This is a genomic window from Streptomyces sp. DvalAA-14, from assembly GCF_900091855.1.
Taxonomy (GTDB): Bacteria; Actinomycetota; Actinomycetes; order Streptomycetales; family Streptomycetaceae; genus Actinacidiphila.
The window spans coordinates 1-18,377 of the sequence record NZ_FMCH01000479.1 but is presented as its reverse complement, the minus strand read 5'-3'; the positions used below and the strand labels follow the sequence as shown (position 1 = coordinate 18,377).

Genomic DNA, 18,377 nt, shown 5'->3' with positions numbered 1-18,377 from the left:
CCGCTGACCAGCGCATATGCCAATTCGTCGTGCCGCCATCCGGGTTACAAGGCGAGAATCACCCTAATGCGCCAAAACGAAAGACTCGGATAAACCTACTTTAATCGCTGTCTCTTCCCTTGGCCGTCACGGGTCAGATCTTGAGGAAACGCGGCCTGCCGGCGGGGAGAGCTGATCGGCGATCCAGCACGTACCAGGGGTCGCCGTGGGACTTTCCATTTCCCCAACAGGAGTAGGCCCCCTCGATGAAATTGACCATCCCCGGCGTGCCTCGTTGGCGTGCCGCTTCCACTTCGATCGCATCGGTCGCCCTGCTGGCCGGCACCGTGGTCGCGGTCACCCCGACGCAGGCGAGCGCCATCGCGACAGCTGTTCCGCTCGGCACCGCCACCAGTTTCGCGGTCCTGGGCGGCCAGACCGTGACGAACACCGGTCCCAGCGTGATCACCGGCGATCTGGGCGTGAGCCCCGGCACGGCGATCACGGGCTTCCCGCCCGGCCTGGTGAACGGGGCCACCCACTCCGCCGACGCGGTCGCGCTGCAGGCGCAGACCGACCTGACCACGGCGTACAACGACGCCGCCAGCCAGGCGCCCGACGCCAGCATCGCGGGTGACATCGGGGGCCTGACCCTGGCGCCCGGCGTCTACAACGGGTCGTCCTCCATCGGCATCACCGGCCCGCTCACCCTGGACGCGGCCGGTGACCCCAACGCGGTCTGGGTCTTCCAGATCGGCTCGACGCTGACCACGGCCTCCGCCAGCCAGGTACTCCTGGTCAACGGGGCCTCGCCGTGCAATGTCTTCTGGCAGATCGGCAGTTCGGCCACCCTCGGTACCAACAGCACCTTCGTCGGCACCATGATGGCGCTGACCTCGGACACGCTGAACACCGGAGCGACCGTCAACGGCCGGGTGCTGGCGCGCAACGGCTCGGTCACCCTCGACACCAACAACGTCACCCGGCCCTCCTGCGGCACGGTGACCGGCGGTACGACCACCGGGACCACCACGGGCACCACGACCGGTACGACGACCGGTACGACGACCGGCGGGCTGATCACCGGGGGCGTCACCACCGGCGGTACGACCACCGGCGGCCTGCTCGGCGGGGTGCTGGGCGGGGTGCTCGGCGGCGTCACCACCGGCGGCACGACGAGCGGCGCCCTGGGCGGTGTCACGACCGGCGGTACCACCGGCGGCAGCATCACCGGCGGCTCCATCGGCGGCAACGTCACATCGGGCAACACGGCCGGCAACACCGTGGGCAACACGGCAGGGAACATCGGCGGCGGCAACGGTGGCGGTCAGAACTGCCACTGCGTGCACCGGCCCCCGCACCACGGCGGCCACAAGCCCCCGAACAAGCCGGTCGACCACCCGAAGCCGCACAAGCCGGGCCACAAGCCGGGCAAGCCCCACAAGCAGCCCAAGAAGAAGTGCGCCAAGAAGCCGCACGGCCCCGACCAGGACAAGGACCACCAGAAGAAGGACCACCAGAAGCACGACCACGAGAAGCCGGCCAAGCAGTACTGACCCCGGCTGGCGGTACCGGCGGCGTGCGGCGGAGCGATTCACCTCCGCCGCACGCCGCCGGACGTCCGCCCGGCACACGCGAGTTCAGCGGCAGAGTTGCGAGAGGAGGGGCCGGGATGACATCGACTGGCCCGACAGACATGGTGCGGACCGGCGGTGAACCGAAGGCGGTGACCACCGGGGAGACCGCCGAGGTGACCGCCGAGGTGACCGCGGCAATGGCGGCCGGGGCGACGGCCGGGGCGCCGCAGTCCGCCGGCATCCGGCCCGGCGCGCCGCCCGGCACGGGACGCCCGCGTGGGCGAGTGCCGGACCGGCCCCCCGCAAACCCGGCGGGACTGCGGGAGTTGCCGCCGCCGCTGCGTCTGGCGACCAAGGCCGCCGCGGCCTCGCTCGTCCTGATCTCCCTGCTCCACGTGGCCTTCGTGTTCCTGCACGTGGCCCCCGCGAATCAGATCTCGCAGCGCTACGCCCGGCCGATCCAGAGCTGGATCTATCCCTTCTTCGAGCAGAACTGGCGGCTGTTCGCGCCGGAGCCGGAATCGGCCGTCCCGCAGATCTCGGTCCGCGCGGCGTCCACCGCCCCCGACGGATCCCGGCAGGTCGGCGGCTGGCTGGATCTGACCGCGATCGACAATGCCGACGTCCGGCACAGCGTCTTCCCGAGCCACACCGCACAGAACATGCTGCGCCGGGCTTGGAGCGGCTACCTCGACACGCACGGCAACAGCGACACCCCGTCCTCGGAACGCGCCGCGATGTGGCAGGAATACCTGCGGAACATCGCTGCCGAGCGCGTCGCCGCGAACCGGCACGGCGCCTTCACCGCGATCCAACTGCGGGTACGCACCGCGCCCGTGGCGGGTCTCGACGCGACCGGCCACCCGCTGGCGACCCCCTCCTCCGCGGTCAACACCCGGTTCCTGCCCTGGTGGAAGGCGAGCACCCATGACCACTGACCAGTTGGCAACCGCCGCGCCGGCACCGGGCGGCCGCATCGAGCCGGTGGCCGGGCCCGCGCGGAGCGCCCACTCGCTCCTGGACCGGGGGTTCACCCTGCTGACCCGCGGGGCCGTCTCCCTCTACGCCGCCGCGGCGCTGCGCATCGGCTACGGGCTGATCTATCTGGCCTTCCTGCTGCGGGAGTTCCCGCACCGCGACGAGATCTGGGGCCCCGACTCGCCGTGGACCCCGGCACTGGCCACCGAGTTGTTCCGGCAGACGGGGTGGTTCAGCTTCCTCACCTTGTCGGACAGCAGGGTGTACCTCGACGTCTGCTACCTGGCCGCTCTCGCCGTCTGCGCGCTGTTCATGCTCGGCTGGCGGACCAGGGCGACGTCGATCCTGTTCGCGGTCGTGGTGGCGGCCTTCCACGCGCGGGCCATCTTCATGACCGACGGCGGCGACAACCTGATCCTCCTGATGGCCCTGTACCTCACCTGCACCGCCAGCGGCCGCCGCTGGTCCCTCGACGCCCGCAGGACCGCCCGCCGCGCGGGCGCCGGCCGCCTCGACCGCTGGGCACTGTGGCGCGCGACCAGCGACCTGTGGTCGCAGGCGGCGGTGGCCCGCGGCTGCCTGGTCACCGCCCTGCACAACTGCGCCATGCTCGTCATCGCCGCCCAGGTCTGCCTGCTGTACGGCTCGGCCGGGCTGTACAAGGTGCAGGGCGCCAGCTGGCAGAACGGCACCGCGCTGCACTACGTGCTGAACCTCGACCTCTTCAGGCCCTGGCCGGCGCTGTCGGCCGTGGCGGACAGCCACCCGCTGTTCGTCGCCGTGTCCAGCTATCTGACCGTGCTGCTGCAAGTCGCCTTTCCGTTCGCCCTGTTCAGCCGGCTCAAGTACGTCGTCCTCGTCATGCTGCTGGGCATGCACCTGGGCATCGCCGTCCTGATGGGCCTGCCGATCTTCTCCGGCGCCATGATCGTGGCCGACGCCGCCTTCCTGCCCGACCGCTTCTACCGCTCGGCGGCCCGCCTCGGCCGCCGCGCCCTGGGGCGGGTCCGGTCCGGCCCGCCGGTGACGCCGCCGCGGCGGACCGGGCTCGTACCGACCCAACCGGGGGACACGGAACCGGCCGCGCAGGCCCCGTAGCCCCGTCCGCCCGTCGGGGCCCGGGACCGCAGCGGCCCGGCGGGGCCCGGGCCTCGGTCCTCCCGGCGGCCCGGGGCCAATCCCCGCGTCGATCCGGACCTGCCCGCGACCGCGGCGGGGCCGCGCGTCGGATGGCGAACCTCCGTCATCTGCGGAAGGGTGGAGCAGCGGCGGTCCGCAGGCCCGTCGGGGAACCGCCCGCCGGACAGCCAAGGAGGCCACTCGCGTGCACGAGTCCGCCGAACCCCAGCCGCGGCAGCCCGGCCCGGGCGTCGTCGCCCGCCACGTCACCGAGCGCCGCGACGCGTTGGGCATGAGCGAGGACACGCTGGCCACCGAGGCGTGCATGGCGCCGCGCTATCTGCGGACCCTGCTGGACGCGGACCTCGACTTCGACCCCGGCGGTCTGGTCCGGGTCGCTGCGGCCCTGCACCTGACCTACCGGGAACTGCTCGAAGGGCCGAGCGAGCCGCCACCCGGGCGGACCGGGGCGGCGCCCCACCCCGTTCTCGTCCGGATGACCGCGACCGAGTGCTGGGACAAGCTCGGCGCCCAGGGGGTGGGCCGGGTGGCCGTGGCCGTCGAGCCGGCCCCCGCGGTGCTGCCGGTCAATTACGCGGTGGACGACGGGGCGATCCTCTACCGGACCGCCCCGCACGGCGTGGCCGGTCCCGAGTCCGGCACGGAGGTGTCCTTCCAGGTCGACCGGATCGACGACCGGATGAGCAGCGGCTGGACGGTGCTCATCACCGGCGAGGTCGAGCGGATCGACGACCCGGAGACCGTCGAGCGGCTGACCGCGCGGCACACCACGAGGCCGTGGGCCGGCGGCGACCGCCCGCTGTGGATCCGCATCCGTCCGGACAGCGTCACCGGACGCCACATCGGGCGCACCTGAGGCCGGGCAGCCGCGGGCCCCGGCCGCCGCCCCGATTGCCGCCCCGGCCGATCGGCCGCATCGTGGAGACATGGCGCTCGGGTCGACGGCAGGACAGCTGAGCGGTTGGGCCGTCGAACGGACGGGGCCGATCGCCTCGGGTCCGCTGGCCATGGTCCGCCGCCCCGTACCCGAGCCCGGCCCCCACGACCTCCTGCTGCGGGTGGAGGCATGCGGGGTGTGCCGGACGGACCTGCACCTGGCCGAGGGCGACCTGCCGCCGCACCGGCCGTCCACCGTCCCCGGACACGAGATCGTCGGCCGGGTGATCGCCGCCGGGGAGCGCACCTCGCGGTTCCGGCTTGGTGCGCGGGTCGGCGGCGCCTGGCTGCGCGACACCTGCGGCACCTGCCGCTACTGCCTGCGGGGCCAGGAGAATCTCTGCCCGGCGTCCCAGTACACCGGTTGGGACGCCGACGGCGGCTTCGCCGACATCACGGTGGTCCCCGAGGACTACGCCTACGCGCTGCCCGAGGACGCGGAAGCGGCGCAGTTGGCGCCGCTGCTGTGCGCCGGGATCATCGGCTTCCGCGCCCTGCGCCGCAGCGAACTGCCGCCGGGTGGGCGGCTCGGCATCTACGGCTTCGGCGCCTCGGCCCATCTGGCCCTGCAGGTGGCCCTCGCCGACGGGGCGCGCGTCCACGTCCTGACCCGCGCCGAGCAGGCCCGCCGACTCGCCCTGGAACTGGGCGCGTCCTCCGCGCGGGACGCCGACGACGCGCCTCCCGAACCGCTCGACTCGGCGATCCTCTTCGCGCCGGTCGGCAACCTGGTGCCGGTGGCGCTGGCGGCGCTCGACCGCGGCGGGAAACTCGCCGTGGCCGGCATCCACCTCACCGACATCCCGGCCCTGAACTACCAGCGGCACCTGTTCCAGGAGCGGGATCTGCGCAGTGTCACCTCCAACACCCGCCAGGACGGCCGGGACTTCCTCGCCACCGCCGAACGCATCGGGATCCGCGCCACCGTCACCACGTATCCGCTGAGCCGGGCGGACCAGGCACTGGCGGACCTGGCCGCCGACCGGGTGAACGGCGCCGCGGTGCTGATCCCGGGCGGCGGCTGACGGCCACCGGAGCATCGGCGGTCGCCACCCGGGATCGGCCGTCGTCGGCCGTCGTCGGCCGCCGTCAGCCGCTGACCGGCGCGGTCCAGCGGATGCGCGTGCTGCACAGCGACACCAGGCCCGCCGACGCGGCGACCGCGCCCAGACCCCAGACCAGTCCGCTCGCGTTCGCTATGAAACCGATGACCGGCGGCCCGGCGAGCAGCCCCACCGTTCCCATCGTCGCCACCACGGTGAGCGCGTCCGAGCCCTGCTTGGCCGCGGCCACGTACACGCAAGGGGTCACCGCGGCGATGCCGAGGCCCACGCAGGCGAAGCCGATCAGGGCCGGCACCACGCCGCCGCTGAGCAGCGCGAGGGCCAGTCCCGCCCCGGCCAGGGCGCTGCCGGCCCGGACGATCACGCCGTCGCCCCAGCGGCTGCGCCAGCCGTCGGCGAACACCCGGGCCAGCACCATCATCACCGAGACGACCGCGATCCCCATGGGGGCCAATTCCGCCGACGCCTTGGCGACATCCTTCAGGTACAGCGCCGACCAGTCGTTCATGGCGCCCTCGGTCACCGTGCCGAACACCATCGCGGCCCCCAGCCACAAGGTCACCCGCGACGGCAGGGTCCAGCGGCCGCGCTGCTTGTCCTGCCCGCTGTCCGGACCGTCCCGACCCTCCTGGCCGCTGCTGTCCGCGGGCCGGTCCGCCGTCAGCAGCCCCGTCGCGGGCAGCCCGACGACGAGCAGCATCAGCGCGGCGGCCACCGCGAAGTGGACGGCCACCGTCGGCGTCACGGCGTTCATGCCGGACGCCAGCAGCGCCGCGGCCAGCGACCCGCCGCTGAAGGTGGCGTGCAGCTTCGACATGGCGTTGCGCTCGTGGGCGACCTCCAGCGCCGCACCCTGCGCGTTCATCGCGACGTTGAGGCAGGCCACGAGAGCGCCGTCGCACGCCATCACCAGCAGGGCGACCGGATAGTCGGGCAGCGCGGACATGGCGAGCAGCAGCAGGGCCAGGCCGGCCGCCGAGGCCAGCGCCAGGTGCTTGGATCCCATCCTTCTCATCAGCATGGTGACCAGTGGGAACGCGGCCACCGCACCGATACCGGTGGCCATCAGCAGCAGACCCACCTCGGCGGCGGTCAGGCCGAGGTGCGACTTGATCGCGGGGAGCCTCGACGCCCACGTGGCGTACTGGAAGCCCAGGGAGAAGAACAGCGCCGAGATGGCCACCTGCCCTTGGCGGAACGGATCGCGAACGCGGTACATCAGGTTCATCCCACTTCGTCTCGTGCTGGTGATCCGCCCGGCTGACCGCCGACCGTTGTCGGGGTCCCGGCCTCTTCCGACCGCAGGGCCATGGACATGTACACAGAACTCGGCCCGTAGCTCGCGGAGTTCACGGCGCCGGGCCGGGGGGTGAAGCCGTTCGCCGACCAGAAGGTGTGGCTGCCGTCGACCGCGACCAGGGAGATCTGCTCGTATCCCTGCTGCCGGGCGCCGGCCGTCAGATGGCGCAGCAGACGCTTCCCGAGTCCTCGGCCGCGAAGGTCCCCGGCGACGACGAGATCGTGCAGATGCAGGTTGCGCGAACGGAAGACGACCTCTTCCGGGCGGGTGAGGTCGGGGAATTCCAACGCCGGGTACGGCAGGGCCAGCAGATAACCGGCGAGCCGGTGCCCGAGATCCAGTACGCAGCAGGTCGTCGGCGATGCCCAGACCTTTGATTCCAGCGCGGACCGGTCCTCGGATATCCCCATGGCGGCGTAGGCGGCGGCTTCGAGGGCCACGATGCCGTCCCAGTCCTCGGCGCCGACCGGCCGCACCCGCCCGTCCGGTTCCATCTACTGTCCGCCTTCCGTCCGGGTGACGCACGTATAGGGCAGCGGACTGAAGCCGTTGAAGCCCTGCGTCATGTAACTGACCGCGTAGGCACCGCTGGACAGCACCCAGACCGGGTCGCCGGACGCGATCGACTCGGGTACCCGGACCGGGCCGTGCGCGCGGGAGTAGGCGTCGTCGCTGTCGCAGGTGGGCCCGGCGACGGTGGCCAGGACGGACGGGGTGTCCTGGTGGGTGGGAAAGGCGAATCGGTACTGCAGCTCGTCCATCTCGAACAGGCCGTTGAACTTCCCGCAGCTCAGATACAGCCAGTGCTGGGGATCGCCGTTCGCCGCGTGCCGTGTCGTCAGCCGCGAGACGTGCGCCCGGATGGCGCCGTGGTCGGCGACGAGATACCGGCCGGGCTCCACCAGGAATTCCAGCTCGCTCCCCGCCGCCTCCCGGCAGTGCTGCATGCCCTCCCGGATCACCGCGAACATCTTGTCGATCGGCGGGTCGAGCGGCCTGCCGCGCTTGTCCACGTAGCCGAGGGCCGGCAGACCGCCGCCGAGATTGACCTGACGCAGCACTGTGCCCCGCCCCGCCAATTCAGCCAGGACGTCCACCAGTTGATCGATGGCCCGCCGCCAGGCACTGGCCGTCATCTGCTGGGAACCCACGTGCACCGACAGGCCGGCCGCCTCCAGGCCCGCCTCCCGCGCGGTTTCCAGTACGGCCACCGCGTCGGCCGCCGAACAGCCGAATTTCTTGCTCAGGCCCCACAGCGCGCCCTCGCCGTCGGTGGCCAGTCGGCAGAACACCCGGGAACCCGGGGCGTGAGCGGCGATCGCCCTGACATCTTCGAGGCTGTCGGTGGCGAAATCCCTGATACCGAGGCGGTGGGCCTCGGCGATGTCCGTGTCGGACTTGATGGTGTTGCCGTAGTGAATTCTGCCGACCGGAATACCGGCGGCCAGCGCCTGCCTGATCTCATTGAGGCTTGCCGCGTCGACGCCGCTGCCCTGCCGTCCCAGGCAGGCGAGCACCTCGTCGACCGGGCAGGCTTTCATGGCGAAGCGCACCGACACGTCCGGCAGTTCCCGCCGCAAGGACGCGTAGCGTTCCTCGATCCCGGTGAGATCGAAGACGATCCGGTCGTCGGTGGCGGCCGCCAGCGCGGAGAGCAGAGTGTTCTCGTGCATCATGGACGGTTTCAGCCGGGATGCCGCTGGAGCTGATACAAACCGGTGGTCCGGCTCGTCCGGATCATCGCCGACCAGGTCTCGGTGAGCAGGGCGAAATCCTCGATGTCCCGGCGGGCCTCGTCCAGCAGCCGGGCCCGGCTTTCCGCCAGGAGGTCGGCGAAGCGGGCGTATCTGCCGCCGAGTTTGCGGTAGGTCCGGTCGAGGGCGTCCAGCCGCTGCACGTTCTCGGCGTTGTCCAGCCGGCTGCTCTCCCGCAGGAAGTCGACGATCACCGGCACCCGAATGCCGTGCCGCTCGTCCAGCAGGGCCTCGCCGGCCTTTTCCATCCGGTCGTAGACGGCGTTGAGGTAGAGCATGGACAAGAAGAACTTGGCGAAGCGCATCTGGTACGCCATGAATCCCGCGTCGGTGCGGCGCTCGCCGGTGTAGTAGTTCACGATGTTCCGGTTGTGCAGGACGCCGGGCAGGGTGGCGTCGTGCACGAGGTGGATGAGGAAGTAGTCGCTGCCTATCGTGTCGGTGGCCGGCATCAGCGGCACCTGTTCGTGCACTCCGCGGAAGGCGATGTTGCACATGTCGACCCGCATGGGGTCGACCAGGGTCAGCACCGAGTGGTCCCGGGTGAACGTCTCGGCGCCGGCGCCGCGGAAGGAGTCGTCGGCGAACTGCCGCTTGTCCTGCGCCGACCAGTGGAAGGGCGCCCACAGGCCGACCACCTCGTAGTAGACGTCCGGGTCGATCCGGTACATCTCCTCGATGTCCACGGACATCTCGCCGACGAAGGAACTGCCCACCATGGACACGGGTTTGTCCGCGTGCCGGGCGTCCAGCGCGGTCTCGGTCACCGCGCCCGCCGCGTCGGCCGCCCGCTCGCCGAGCGAGAGCAGCTCATGGTGGATGGGGAAGACCGGCTCGCCCGCGAGGAGTTGGTAGCGGCTGTCCGAGTCCCTGCGGTGCACGGACGCACATCCGAGCGCGGCGGCGATCAGGAAGGCGCGATTGGTGCAGGCCCCGTAGGAAAGCCGGGCCGGGAGCATGAGGTCGAGCAGCAGTTCGGGCTTGTCCAGCCCGGCCCGACCGATCACCCGCGCCAGGAATTCCCGCTGCTGGGCTTCGCCGAGATGGTGCGCGACCACACCCGGTACGGCGGGCAGGTCGCGGAGAACCTGCCCGTGCCGGGCGGCGGCGGACTCCTCGCTGGAGTCCAGGACCAGTAGGTGGACCTCGACGCCGAAGTTCTCGGCGGCGTAAACCGCCTCCTGGTGCACCGCGGAAATCGTCTCGGCGCAGGGCCGGTTGGTGGGAAGGGCCAGACAGATCTTGCGCACGGCTACGCTCCGGTCGCCTGGTCGGCGTTCCGCGGGTGCCAGGAGTCGAGCCCCAGCAGCTTGGCGCCCAGCTCGGTCAGGGTCGCCGGGCCGTAGCGGAGCGACTCGTGCCGGACGGGGTCACCGACCAGCGTCTTGTTCCACTCCGGGGTGCTGAGGGTGCGCCAGGACTCGACCCGGGAGCGGCGCAGTTCCCGGTGCGACTCCAGGGCGGGCATCATGGAGAGGTACTGGGCCGAACGGACCCCGTTCGCCGAGGTGTTCGGCGCGACTCCGTGCGCCAGCGCGCCGTTCCAGATCAGCAGGTCCCCGGCCTTGAGGTCGGGCCGGACGACGGGGAACTGCGCCGGATCGGTGTTGGGGCGGATCGGGTCCCGATCGGCCGGCTGGCCCGCCTTCCACTCCTCGAACCGGTGGAAGAGTTCGGGCGCGCACTGGAATCCGCCCTGGTCGGGCTTGGTGTCGTTCAGGGCGATGATCCCCTGCACCCGCTGCGGGAGCACATCGAGGGTGGTGTCGATGTCCCAGTGGAGCTTGATGTCGAATCCGCGCTCGGTGGGGGCGATCAGGGCGCGGTCGCGGTTGTTGATGTTGGGCGGGTTGAGATTGAGCCGGTCCTGGGTCACCCAGAGCTCTTCGCAGTCCCAGACGTCGACGAAGGCGTCGTAGACCCGCTGCGTCTGGCGGCTGTCCCAGAGCAACTGGTGGTGGTACGCCTCCACGAAGCCGTAGATGTGCAGCTCCCGGTCCAGGTCCGAGCGGAATTCACGTTCCTGGTACCAGGTTTCCGGCCGGTCGGGATCGAGCCCCTGGAAGTCCCAGGCGAATTCGAGCAGTTCCTGCGCGGCCCGGGTGGGGATCGCCTGCTCCACCACGACATAGCCGTAGGTCTGCCAGAAGGCGAAGTCCTGCTCGGACAGCACGCGAAGCTTCTGGGTCTTGCGGAGATCGCGCAGGGGTGTCTGCGCGAGATAGGTGTCGCCGTCCGAGCTGAAGTACGGGAGTTCCGAGGAGGCTCGGTAAGGACGGTTGGGCGCCAACAAAAGTCGCTCCATGGTTCGAAGTTCACGAGCGGGCCACCGCAGAGCCGCCCCCGCTGCTGTCGGTGCGCGAGGAAACACGCACGGCAATGGGTGGTGCCGCCGGTGGGAATCGCCTGGTGGCGGGGCGCAGAGACCGCCCGTCCTGCCTGGGTGTTCCCTGTGGGCTCCGCCGGCCAGCTTGCTCGTCCCCCCGGACGTACGCCGCGGTTGTCGCTCGCTGAACTCGCGCAGCACTAAAGTGGACTAGACCAACTCGGAATGTCAAACGCCGAGTTGACCGGACGCGTTGTCCAAGTCGGCGGCGTGGCACGTTGGTTCACATTGCGTCAGCGATGGGGAGCTTACGAAGAAGGAGTATTTTCTGCGCTTTTTCGATGACCGCGACCGGCGGTGGCGATGCTGTGCGGACCAATTCGTTGCCGCATGCATGTGATTACCTACCGCGGGTGACTTCCCGCCATTAGTAGCGGCAGTGCGGGGGTGTGCGCAACGTGGCCGGTGCGTACCGGTCCGCAGTGGGCGCCGGGGCCCTTGACACTGCAGATCGGGCTGAGCCAGTATCCGTTGGTCTGTACCAATGGCCGCCGAGGCGCGACCAGTGCGTTGGTTCTACGTGGAAGGCCCAGTTGATGTCCTCCAGCAAGCACAGCGAGGAGCTGCGACGACTCGCGCTCTCCGTCCTGCAACCGGGTTTCGTCGGCACGCAGGCGCCGGACTGGGTACTGCGGGCCATCGGTGACGGGCTGTCATCCGTGGTGCTCTTCTCCCGCAACATATCCTCGCCCGAGCAGGTGGCCTCGCTGACCGCTCAACTGCGCGCCGAGAACCCGTCCTTGATCGTCGCCATCGACGAGGAGGCGGGCGACGTCACGCGGATCGAATCGTCCACCGGTTCCACCCGGCCGGGCAATTTCGCCCTCGGCGCCGTGGACGACACCGAGCTGACCGCGTCGGTCTCCCGGGATCTGGGCGGCCAGCTGCACGCCGTCGGAGTGAGCCTCAACTACGCGCCCAGCGTGGACGTCAACTCCAACCCCGACAACCCCATCATCGGCGTCCGGTCCTTCGGCGTGGACCCCGAGCTGGTGGCGCGGCATGCCGCCGCCTGGATCCGGGGACTCCAGTCGGCCGGGGTCGCCGCCTGCGCCAAGCACTTCCCCGGGCACGGGGACGTCGCCGTCGACTCCCACCACGGCCTGCCCAGCTACGACGCCGACCTCGACACCATCGCCGCGCAGGCGCTGCCCCCCTTCCGGGCGGCCCTGGATGCCGGGGTGCGCGCGGTCATGAGCGGCCACCTGCTCGTGCCGGCCTACGACGCGCACCTGCCCGCCACCCTCAGCAGCCGCATCCTGGGCGGGCTGCTCCGCAAGGAACTCGGCTTCGACGGCCTGATCGTCACCGACGCCATCGAGATGGGCGCCGTGACCGACCGCTACGGCATCGAGGGTGCCACGGTGAAGGCCGTGGTGGCCGGCGCGGACGCCGTCTGCGTCGGCGGGGAGAGCGCCGGAGAAGGCGTGGCCGACCTCCTCGCCGGGGCGCTGGTGCACGCCGTGCAGTCCGGAGAGCTCACCGAGGCGCGCCTGATCGAGGCGTCCAACCAGGTCCGGGCGTTCGCCGAATGGTCGGCGGGCCTGGCCCGGTCGGTGCCGGTCAATCCGATCAGCGGCGACATCGGCTTCGTCGCCGCCCGCCGCGCGATTCGCCTGACCGGCCCGGTGGACGACATCCTCCCGCTGACCGCGCCCCCGCACGTGGTGGAACTGGTGCCGTCGACCAATCTGGCCATCGGCAAGGAGACGCCCTGGGGCGTCGGTGGCCCGTTGCGCGAGCGGCTGCCCGGCACCACCTTCGTCCGCGTGCACCACCACCAGCTGGTGACCCGCCCCGCCGTCCTCCAGGAGTACGCGCTGGAGCCCGCCGCCGGGCGACCGCTGGTCATCGTCGTGCGGGACGCCACCCGCAACAAGTGGATGGGCCGCGCCCTGGCCGACCTCGCCGGGGTGCGCCCGGACGCGATCGTGGTGGAAATGGGCCTGCCGGGCGACTCCGTCGCCGGCGCCGTCCAGATCTTCACCCACGGCGCCACCGCCGCTTCCGGGGTGGCGGCGGCGGAGGTCCTGGTCGGAGCCCGGTAGCCGGGAGCCGCCGGCCGGGGAGCCCGGGCCCGGACCGTCGCGCCCGGAGCACCGTGCTCGGATCGCCGTGCTCGGATCGCCGTGCTCGGATCGCCGCTCCCGGGACCGCCGTGTCCGCCCGGGCGCGGCGGTCAGCGGGCGACCCGGGAGCGCCAGCGGAGGTAGGGGACCAGCGGAGACCTTCCGTCGAGGTACTTCCAGGGCGTCTCGGTGACCCGTTTGCCCAGCACCCGGAACAGCGGTTGTGCGGCGCGGTGGTCGCCGGCCAGGGCGAAGGCCATCGCGAAGACGTTGAACGTGATGGTCCAGTCCCGCTGCCGGACGAAGGCCGGGTGGCGCACCGAGCGGTCGGCCGCCTCGTGCAGGGCGCCGACCACCTGCGGGCTGCTCAGCTGGAGCGACTCCGGGTCGCCGCCCAGGCTCAGCCACTCCTCCAGGTGGGCCATGGCGACCAGCTCGCCCAGCGCGCTGCCCCCGGGCGCGGCGAGCATCGCCTCCCGGGCGAAGGCGTGCATCCGCTCGTGCGAGCCGCCCCATTTCCGGGACAGCTGCTGCAGGTGCTCCCGGTGCGCGGCCAGGTGACCGGGCGCCCGGCGGCAGGCGGCCTCGAACCGGCGGTCGGCCTCCTGCGGCCCGACCTCCAGGCCCCGGCCGCTGATCTGCAGGAAGTACCAGGGCGCCGCCCACGAGGGCTCGCGCTCGACCACCGCGAAGAGCTGCTCCTCAGCGGTCTCCAGCCGGGCCCGGAAGAGCTTCCGCTGCCGGTCCGGGACGGCGTCGGACTCACCGCGAGCGTGCCACGCCCAGCCGATGTGCCGGGCGGCGGACACCAGCCTCGGCAGCGGATCGCCCGGTTCCGCGGCGATCACCTCGCCGATCCAGCGCTCCACGCCCCAGGCCGTCCGCAGTCCCTCGACCAGGAAGGTCAGATCCTCGCCGTCCCGGGCCGCGGCCAGGTGCGCACGGATCACCGGCCACTGCTCGGCGGTGCCCCGACCGGCCGCCTCGCGCACCGCCGCGAGCCGCAGATCGCCGTACGACAGGTCGAGCACCGGCGTGGGCCTGCGTTTCCACACAAACCGGTCGCCCTCCGCCTGGCGGACGGTCAAACGGCTCTTCCAGTCCATACGACGGCCCTCTCGAACCCAGCAGCGCACCCGAAGCGGGCAGACCCGGCTCCTCCCGATCGACGCCGATCCGACCTGCTATACCTTCGCCCATGTTACGCAACGCGCATTCGACGACGACCCGCGCTCTGCTCCTCGCGCTGGTCCTGATGGTGTCCGCACTGCTCTTCTCGCCCACCACCGCGGTGGCCGACGACGTAAAGGCGCCCGCCGACTTCGTCGCCCTCGCATCGGTCGACCACTCCATAATCCAGGAAATCCGGTACGCGACTCCGCACAATTTCGTCGGAGCGCCCGTGGACGGCTATGTACAGCCGATCTGCATCCTCACCGAGCCCGCCGCCCTGGCACTCCACAAGGTCCAGCAGAAGCTGCTCAGGACCGGCTATTCGCTCAAGGTCTACGACTGCTACCGCCCCCAGCGCGCCGTCGACAACTTCGTCCGCTGGGCGCAGGACCTGAACGACCAGAAGATGAAGGGCGAGTTCTACCCCGACGAGAACAAGACCGACCTGTTCACCGACGGCTACATCGCCGCGCAGTCCGGTCACAGCCGCGGCAGCACCATGGACCTCACCATCGTCAAGCTCCCCGCCGTCCGGACCCGCCCCTATATCCCCGGCGAGCCCCTGGTGCCCTGCTACGCGGCGCGAAGCGCCCGCTTCCCCGACAACTCGATCGACATGGGGACCGGTTTCGACTGCTTCGACACGCTCGCGAACACCCTGGACCCCCGGATCACCGGCGTACAGCTGGCGAACCGCCTGACGCTCAAGAGCGCCATGGAAGCGGCCGGCTTCACCAACCTGCCGGTCGAGTGGTGGCACTACACGCTCAACAATGAGCCCTACCCCTCGACCTACTTCGACTTCCCGATCGCCCGCTCGTCGCTGAGCTGACCGGGAGCCGCGGCTGCTCCACCGCCACGGCGGGCGGCAGCGGCCGCGGCTGCTCCGGATAAATCGCTGGTGCGGTATCGGCGGAACGCGATATCGTCCCCGGAGTTCGTGACGGGCCCGATCGGGCCCCGTCGGTCGTGTGAAGGATCCGGGAGGTGTGACCCGATGGCTGCTTTCGTGATGGGCAATGCCCGTAATCAGCTGATCGTGCGGTTCCTCTCGGTGGTCTCCGGCTGACTTCTCTTCTGCTGCCGCGCCTGGGCGCGCGCGCCGGGGACCCTGTTCGAAGGGTTTCCCTTGTCTTTCTCTTTTCTTTCGGCCTCTTCGCATGCCCTCGTGCCCTATGGGTGGGACGACGTGTGGGAGGCGGAGTTCGTGCCGTACGCCGCTCAGGGGCTGGTGCCCGGGCGGGTGGTGCGGGTGGACCGGAACAAGTGTGATGTGTTCACCGCGGACGGCATCGTGCGGGCGGACACCGCGCTGGTGATGCCGTCCGACCCCATGAAGATCGTCTGCACCGGCGACTGGGCCGCGCTCGATGCCGCGGGCGCCGATCCGCGCTTCGTCCGGAAGCTGCTGCCGCGCCGGACCGCCTTCGTCCGGTCCACGTCCTCGAAGCGGTCCGAGGGGCAGGTGCTCGCCGCCAATCTGGATCACGTGGTGGTGTGCGTCTCGCTCGGCGCCGAGCTGGAGCTCGGGCGGTTGGAACGGTTCTTGTCCCTGGCCTGGGAGAGCGGAGCGCAGCCGGTGGTCGCGCTGACCAAGGCGGATGTGGTGCCGGACACCACGCATCTGCTGGCCGACACGGAGGCCGCCGCGCCCGGCGTCGAGGTCGTCGTGGTGAGCGCGGCCGACGGCGAGGGGCTCGATGTGCTGGCCGCGGTGCTCGACGGCGGGAGCGCGGTCCTGCTCGGGCAGTCCGGCGCCGGCAAATCCACCCTGACCAACGCCCTGTTGGGCCGAGACGTGCAGGAGGTACAGGCCGTCCGGGACGCCGACGGCAAGGGGCGGCACACCACGACCACCCGGGATCTGCTGCCGATGCCCGGTGGCGGCGTGCTGATCGACACCCCGGGGCTGCGCGGGGTCGGACTGTGGGACGCCGAGGCCGGGCTCGGCCGGGTGTTCGCCGAGATCGAATCCCTGGCCGAGGACTGCCGCTTCCACGACTGCTCGCACCAGTCGGAACCCGGCTGCGCCGTACTCGCCGCGCTGGAGGAGGGCACCTTGCCGCACCGCCGGCTGGAGAGCTACCGCAAGCTGCTGCGGGAGAACGCGTGGCTCGCCTCCCGCACCGACCAGCGGCTGCGCTCCGAGCTGCGGCGCGAGTGGAAGAAACGGTCGGTGGCCGGCAAGGAGATGTACGAGCGCAAGCGGGGCGGAGGCGGCGGCCACCGCCACGGCCGGGTCTTCTGACGGCAGGTCGGCCGACCCGACAGGCACCGGCACGCTCCAGGGCAGGCCAGCACGCCGTACTGCGGCGGTCGTCGGTCCCTTCGACGGCCGCCGCCGATCAGCGGCGGCGGATCAGCGGGCGCCGCCCGGCCTCATCCGGCGCCGCCGCCGCGCCCGTGCCGGCGGCGGACCGCGATGGGACTGCCCGAGCTCCAGAAAGACCCGATGACACCGGCGACCACGAGAGCGACGATCACAATCCCGAGAATCACGCTGTAGGCCATACCGAACCCTCCTCGCCTCCTGCGCGGCCTTCACCGCACCATCACGTTCGCTGCACGACCGTGACATTCCCGTTGCCCGGGGCTGCCAACCCCTGCTTCGGCGAGATGCGTTCAAGGAGGCGGCAGGCGAGGTCCGGCGCAAAGGCGCAGATCGTACGACCGCCGGACCGGCGATCCCCGGCGTCACGCCGAGGCCCGCACCACCAACTGCGTCGCCGTCACGATCGACGTCAGCGGGGGCGCCGGCTGCCCGTCCACCCCGGCCCGCGATGACACCCGGCGCAGCAGCAGCCGCGCCATCATCCGGCCCATCTCCTCGATGTTCTGATGGATCGTCGTCAGCGGCGGATCGGTCCACTCCGAGACCGACGGGATGTCGTCGAAGCCGACCACCGCCACGTCCTCGGGCACCCGCAGTCCCCGGTTCCGCAGCACCCGCAGCGCGCCCGACGCCATCACGTCGGAGGCCGCGAACACCGCGTCCAGATCCGGCCAGCGGTCCAGCAGTTCGCCCATGGCCCGGGCGCCGCCCTCCGGCGTGAAATCGCCCTCGGCGATCAGCTTGGGATCGACGTCCGGCAGCACATCGCGGTAGCCGTCCAGCCGGTCCACCGACGCCGTCTGATCGAGCGGACCGGCGATGTGCGCGATCCGGCGCCGCCCCAGCCCGATCAAGTGGTGCACCGCCGCCTGCGCGCCGCCCCGGTTGTCGCAGTCGACGTACAGCGTCTCACCGTCCGACCAACTGGGCCGACCCCCTATGACCGTCGGCACCCCCGCCTTGCGGGCCATCACCGGCAGCGAGTCGTCGGAGTGCAGCGAGAAGATGAGCGCGCCGTCCACGTGGCCGCCGGCCAGATAGCGGCCCACCCGCCCGTAGTCGGCCGCACCCTCGGTCAGCAGCAGTACCAACTGGTTGTCGTGCGCGGTCAGTTCGCGGCTGATGCCGCGAACCTGCTGGGCGAAGAACGGGTCGGTGAAGAAGCGGGTCTCCGGCTCGGCGACCACCACGGCGATGGCGTCGTTGCGCCGGGTGACCAGGGTCCGAGCGGCCTGGTTGGGTACGTAGCCCAGCTCGTCGACCGCCTGCCGGACGCGCTCGGCCAGCGGCGCCCGCACCCCTTCGCTGCCGTTGACCACGCGGGACGCGGTCGCCCGGGACACCCCGGCTCGCGCCGCTACAGCCTCCAGGGTGGGACGGGGCGCGAAGCTCGGGTCGGACACGGAGGGCTCCTCGGCGCGCGGATAACAGAAATTCCGGGGGGAAAATTGACAGGCACAGCGTAACCGGTCACGGGCTGGAGTGTGAGAGCGCTCTCTATGTTGCTCGCGGTGGTGGCAGGGGGGTTTCATCCGGGCGGGCGGGGTTCCGTTGGCGGGTACTTCGGTGGCAGATGCCGGCGCGGGGTGCGGGGCGCGGGGTCTCGGCCCGAAGCGCGGGGCTGAGGTGCGGGCCCGAGGCGCGGGGTCCGGGGCCGCCGGGTCCGGGGCGCGGGCCTGAGGCGCGGCT

Annotated in this window: 16 protein-coding genes; 8 read left to right on the top strand and 8 right to left on the bottom strand. The window is 71.2% G+C overall.

Annotated elements, in window-relative coordinates; genetic code table 11:
• Nucleotides 1-266 precede the first annotated feature (266 nt).
• From GA0115240_RS25395 to GA0115240_RS25375, 5 genes are all read left to right on the top strand, one after another.
• A complete protein-coding gene (locus GA0115240_RS25395) occupies nucleotides 267-1,535 on the top strand; it encodes an ice-binding family protein (RefSeq protein WP_346267982.1) in 1,269 nt (422 codons plus the stop codon).
• A 116-nt stretch (nucleotides 1,536-1,651) separates the two neighbouring features.
• Nucleotides 1,652-2,494, top strand: a complete 843-nt coding sequence (locus GA0115240_RS25390; protein WP_141708959.1) for a DUF5819 family protein — start codon at nucleotides 1,652-1,654, stop codon at nucleotides 2,492-2,494.
• Nucleotides 2,484-3,632: an HTTM domain-containing protein gene (locus tag GA0115240_RS25385; RefSeq protein WP_107407213.1), complete on the top strand. Its 1,149-nt coding sequence runs from the start codon at nucleotides 2,484-2,486 to the stop codon at nucleotides 3,630-3,632. Before GA0115240_RS25390 ends, GA0115240_RS25385 begins: the two co-directional genes overlap by 11 nt.
• Before the next feature lie 226 nt (nucleotides 3,633-3,858).
• Nucleotides 3,859-4,530 (top strand): pyridoxamine 5'-phosphate oxidase family protein, encoded by a 672-nt coding sequence (locus tag GA0115240_RS25380; protein ID WP_093740012.1) that lies wholly within the window; start codon nucleotides 3,859-3,861, stop codon nucleotides 4,528-4,530.
• A 70-nt stretch (nucleotides 4,531-4,600) separates the two neighbouring features.
• Nucleotides 4,601-5,635: a zinc-dependent alcohol dehydrogenase family protein gene (locus GA0115240_RS25375; RefSeq protein WP_093740010.1), complete on the top strand. Its 1,035-nt coding sequence runs from the start codon at nucleotides 4,601-4,603 to the stop codon at nucleotides 5,633-5,635.
• A gap of 64 nt (nucleotides 5,636-5,699) precedes the next feature.
• Here GA0115240_RS25375 and GA0115240_RS25370 read toward each other — a convergent pair whose 3' ends face one another.
• From GA0115240_RS25370 to GA0115240_RS25350, 5 genes are read right to left on the bottom strand one after another with little or no spacing between them, the layout of a single operon-like run.
• Nucleotides 5,700-6,893, bottom strand: a complete 1,194-nt coding sequence (locus GA0115240_RS25370) for an MFS transporter (RefSeq protein WP_093740042.1) — start codon at nucleotides 6,891-6,893, stop codon at nucleotides 5,700-5,702.
• 5 nt (nucleotides 6,894-6,898) lie between these two features.
• Entirely contained in the window at nucleotides 6,899-7,468 is a 570-nt protein-coding gene (locus GA0115240_RS25365) for a GNAT family N-acetyltransferase (RefSeq protein WP_093740008.1), read from the bottom strand.
• On the bottom strand, nucleotides 7,469-8,647 hold the full coding sequence (locus GA0115240_RS25360; RefSeq protein WP_093740040.1) for a type III PLP-dependent enzyme: 1,179 nt from the start codon (nucleotides 8,645-8,647) through the stop codon (nucleotides 7,469-7,471).
• 11 nt (nucleotides 8,648-8,658) lie between these two features.
• Nucleotides 8,659-9,978, bottom strand: a complete 1,320-nt coding sequence (locus tag GA0115240_RS25355; RefSeq protein ID WP_093740006.1) for a DUF6271 family protein — start codon at nucleotides 9,976-9,978, stop codon at nucleotides 8,659-8,661.
• Nucleotides 9,979-9,980: 2 nt separating this feature from the next.
• Nucleotides 9,981-11,033: a phytanoyl-CoA dioxygenase family protein gene (locus GA0115240_RS25350; RefSeq protein WP_093740004.1), complete on the bottom strand. Its 1,053-nt coding sequence runs from the start codon at nucleotides 11,031-11,033 to the stop codon at nucleotides 9,981-9,983.
• A 617-nt stretch (nucleotides 11,034-11,650) separates the two neighbouring features.
• Between GA0115240_RS25350 and GA0115240_RS25345 the strand changes: the two genes are divergently transcribed.
• The gene (locus tag GA0115240_RS25345; RefSeq protein WP_093740002.1) at nucleotides 11,651-13,162 is read left to right on the top strand and encodes a glycoside hydrolase family 3 protein; all 1,512 of its coding nucleotides are present in this window, start codon (nucleotides 11,651-11,653) and stop codon (nucleotides 13,160-13,162) included.
• A gap of 131 nt (nucleotides 13,163-13,293) precedes the next feature.
• On the opposite strand, the gene GA0115240_RS25340 is transcribed toward GA0115240_RS25345, so the two are convergent.
• Nucleotides 13,294-14,289, bottom strand: a complete 996-nt coding sequence (locus GA0115240_RS25340) for a hypothetical protein (protein ID WP_141708958.1) — start codon at nucleotides 14,287-14,289, stop codon at nucleotides 13,294-13,296.
• A 92-nt stretch (nucleotides 14,290-14,381) separates the two neighbouring features.
• Here GA0115240_RS25340 and GA0115240_RS25335 point away from each other — a divergent pair, with 92 nt between their 5' ends.
• Nucleotides 14,382-15,188, top strand: a complete 807-nt coding sequence (locus GA0115240_RS25335; RefSeq protein ID WP_093739998.1) for a M15 family metallopeptidase — start codon at nucleotides 14,382-14,384, stop codon at nucleotides 15,186-15,188.
• Nucleotides 15,189-15,485: 297 nt separating this feature from the next.
• Nucleotides 15,486-16,604 carry a ribosome small subunit-dependent GTPase A gene (rsgA, locus tag GA0115240_RS25330; RefSeq protein ID WP_093739996.1) on the top strand — a complete coding sequence of 373 codons (1,119 nt, stop codon included), beginning with the start codon at nucleotides 15,486-15,488 and terminating at the stop codon, nucleotides 16,602-16,604.
• Between the two features lie 131 nt (nucleotides 16,605-16,735).
• On the opposite strand, the gene GA0115240_RS38615 is transcribed toward rsgA, so the two are convergent.
• A complete protein-coding gene (locus GA0115240_RS38615; RefSeq protein ID WP_256069971.1) occupies nucleotides 16,736-16,867 on the bottom strand; it encodes a hypothetical protein in 132 nt (43 codons plus the stop codon).
• A 183-nt stretch (nucleotides 16,868-17,050) separates the two neighbouring features.
• Nucleotides 17,051-18,091 (bottom strand): LacI family DNA-binding transcriptional regulator, encoded by a 1,041-nt coding sequence (locus GA0115240_RS25325; protein ID WP_256069970.1) that lies wholly within the window; start codon nucleotides 18,089-18,091, stop codon nucleotides 17,051-17,053.
• Nucleotides 18,092-18,377: the final 286 nt, after the last annotated feature.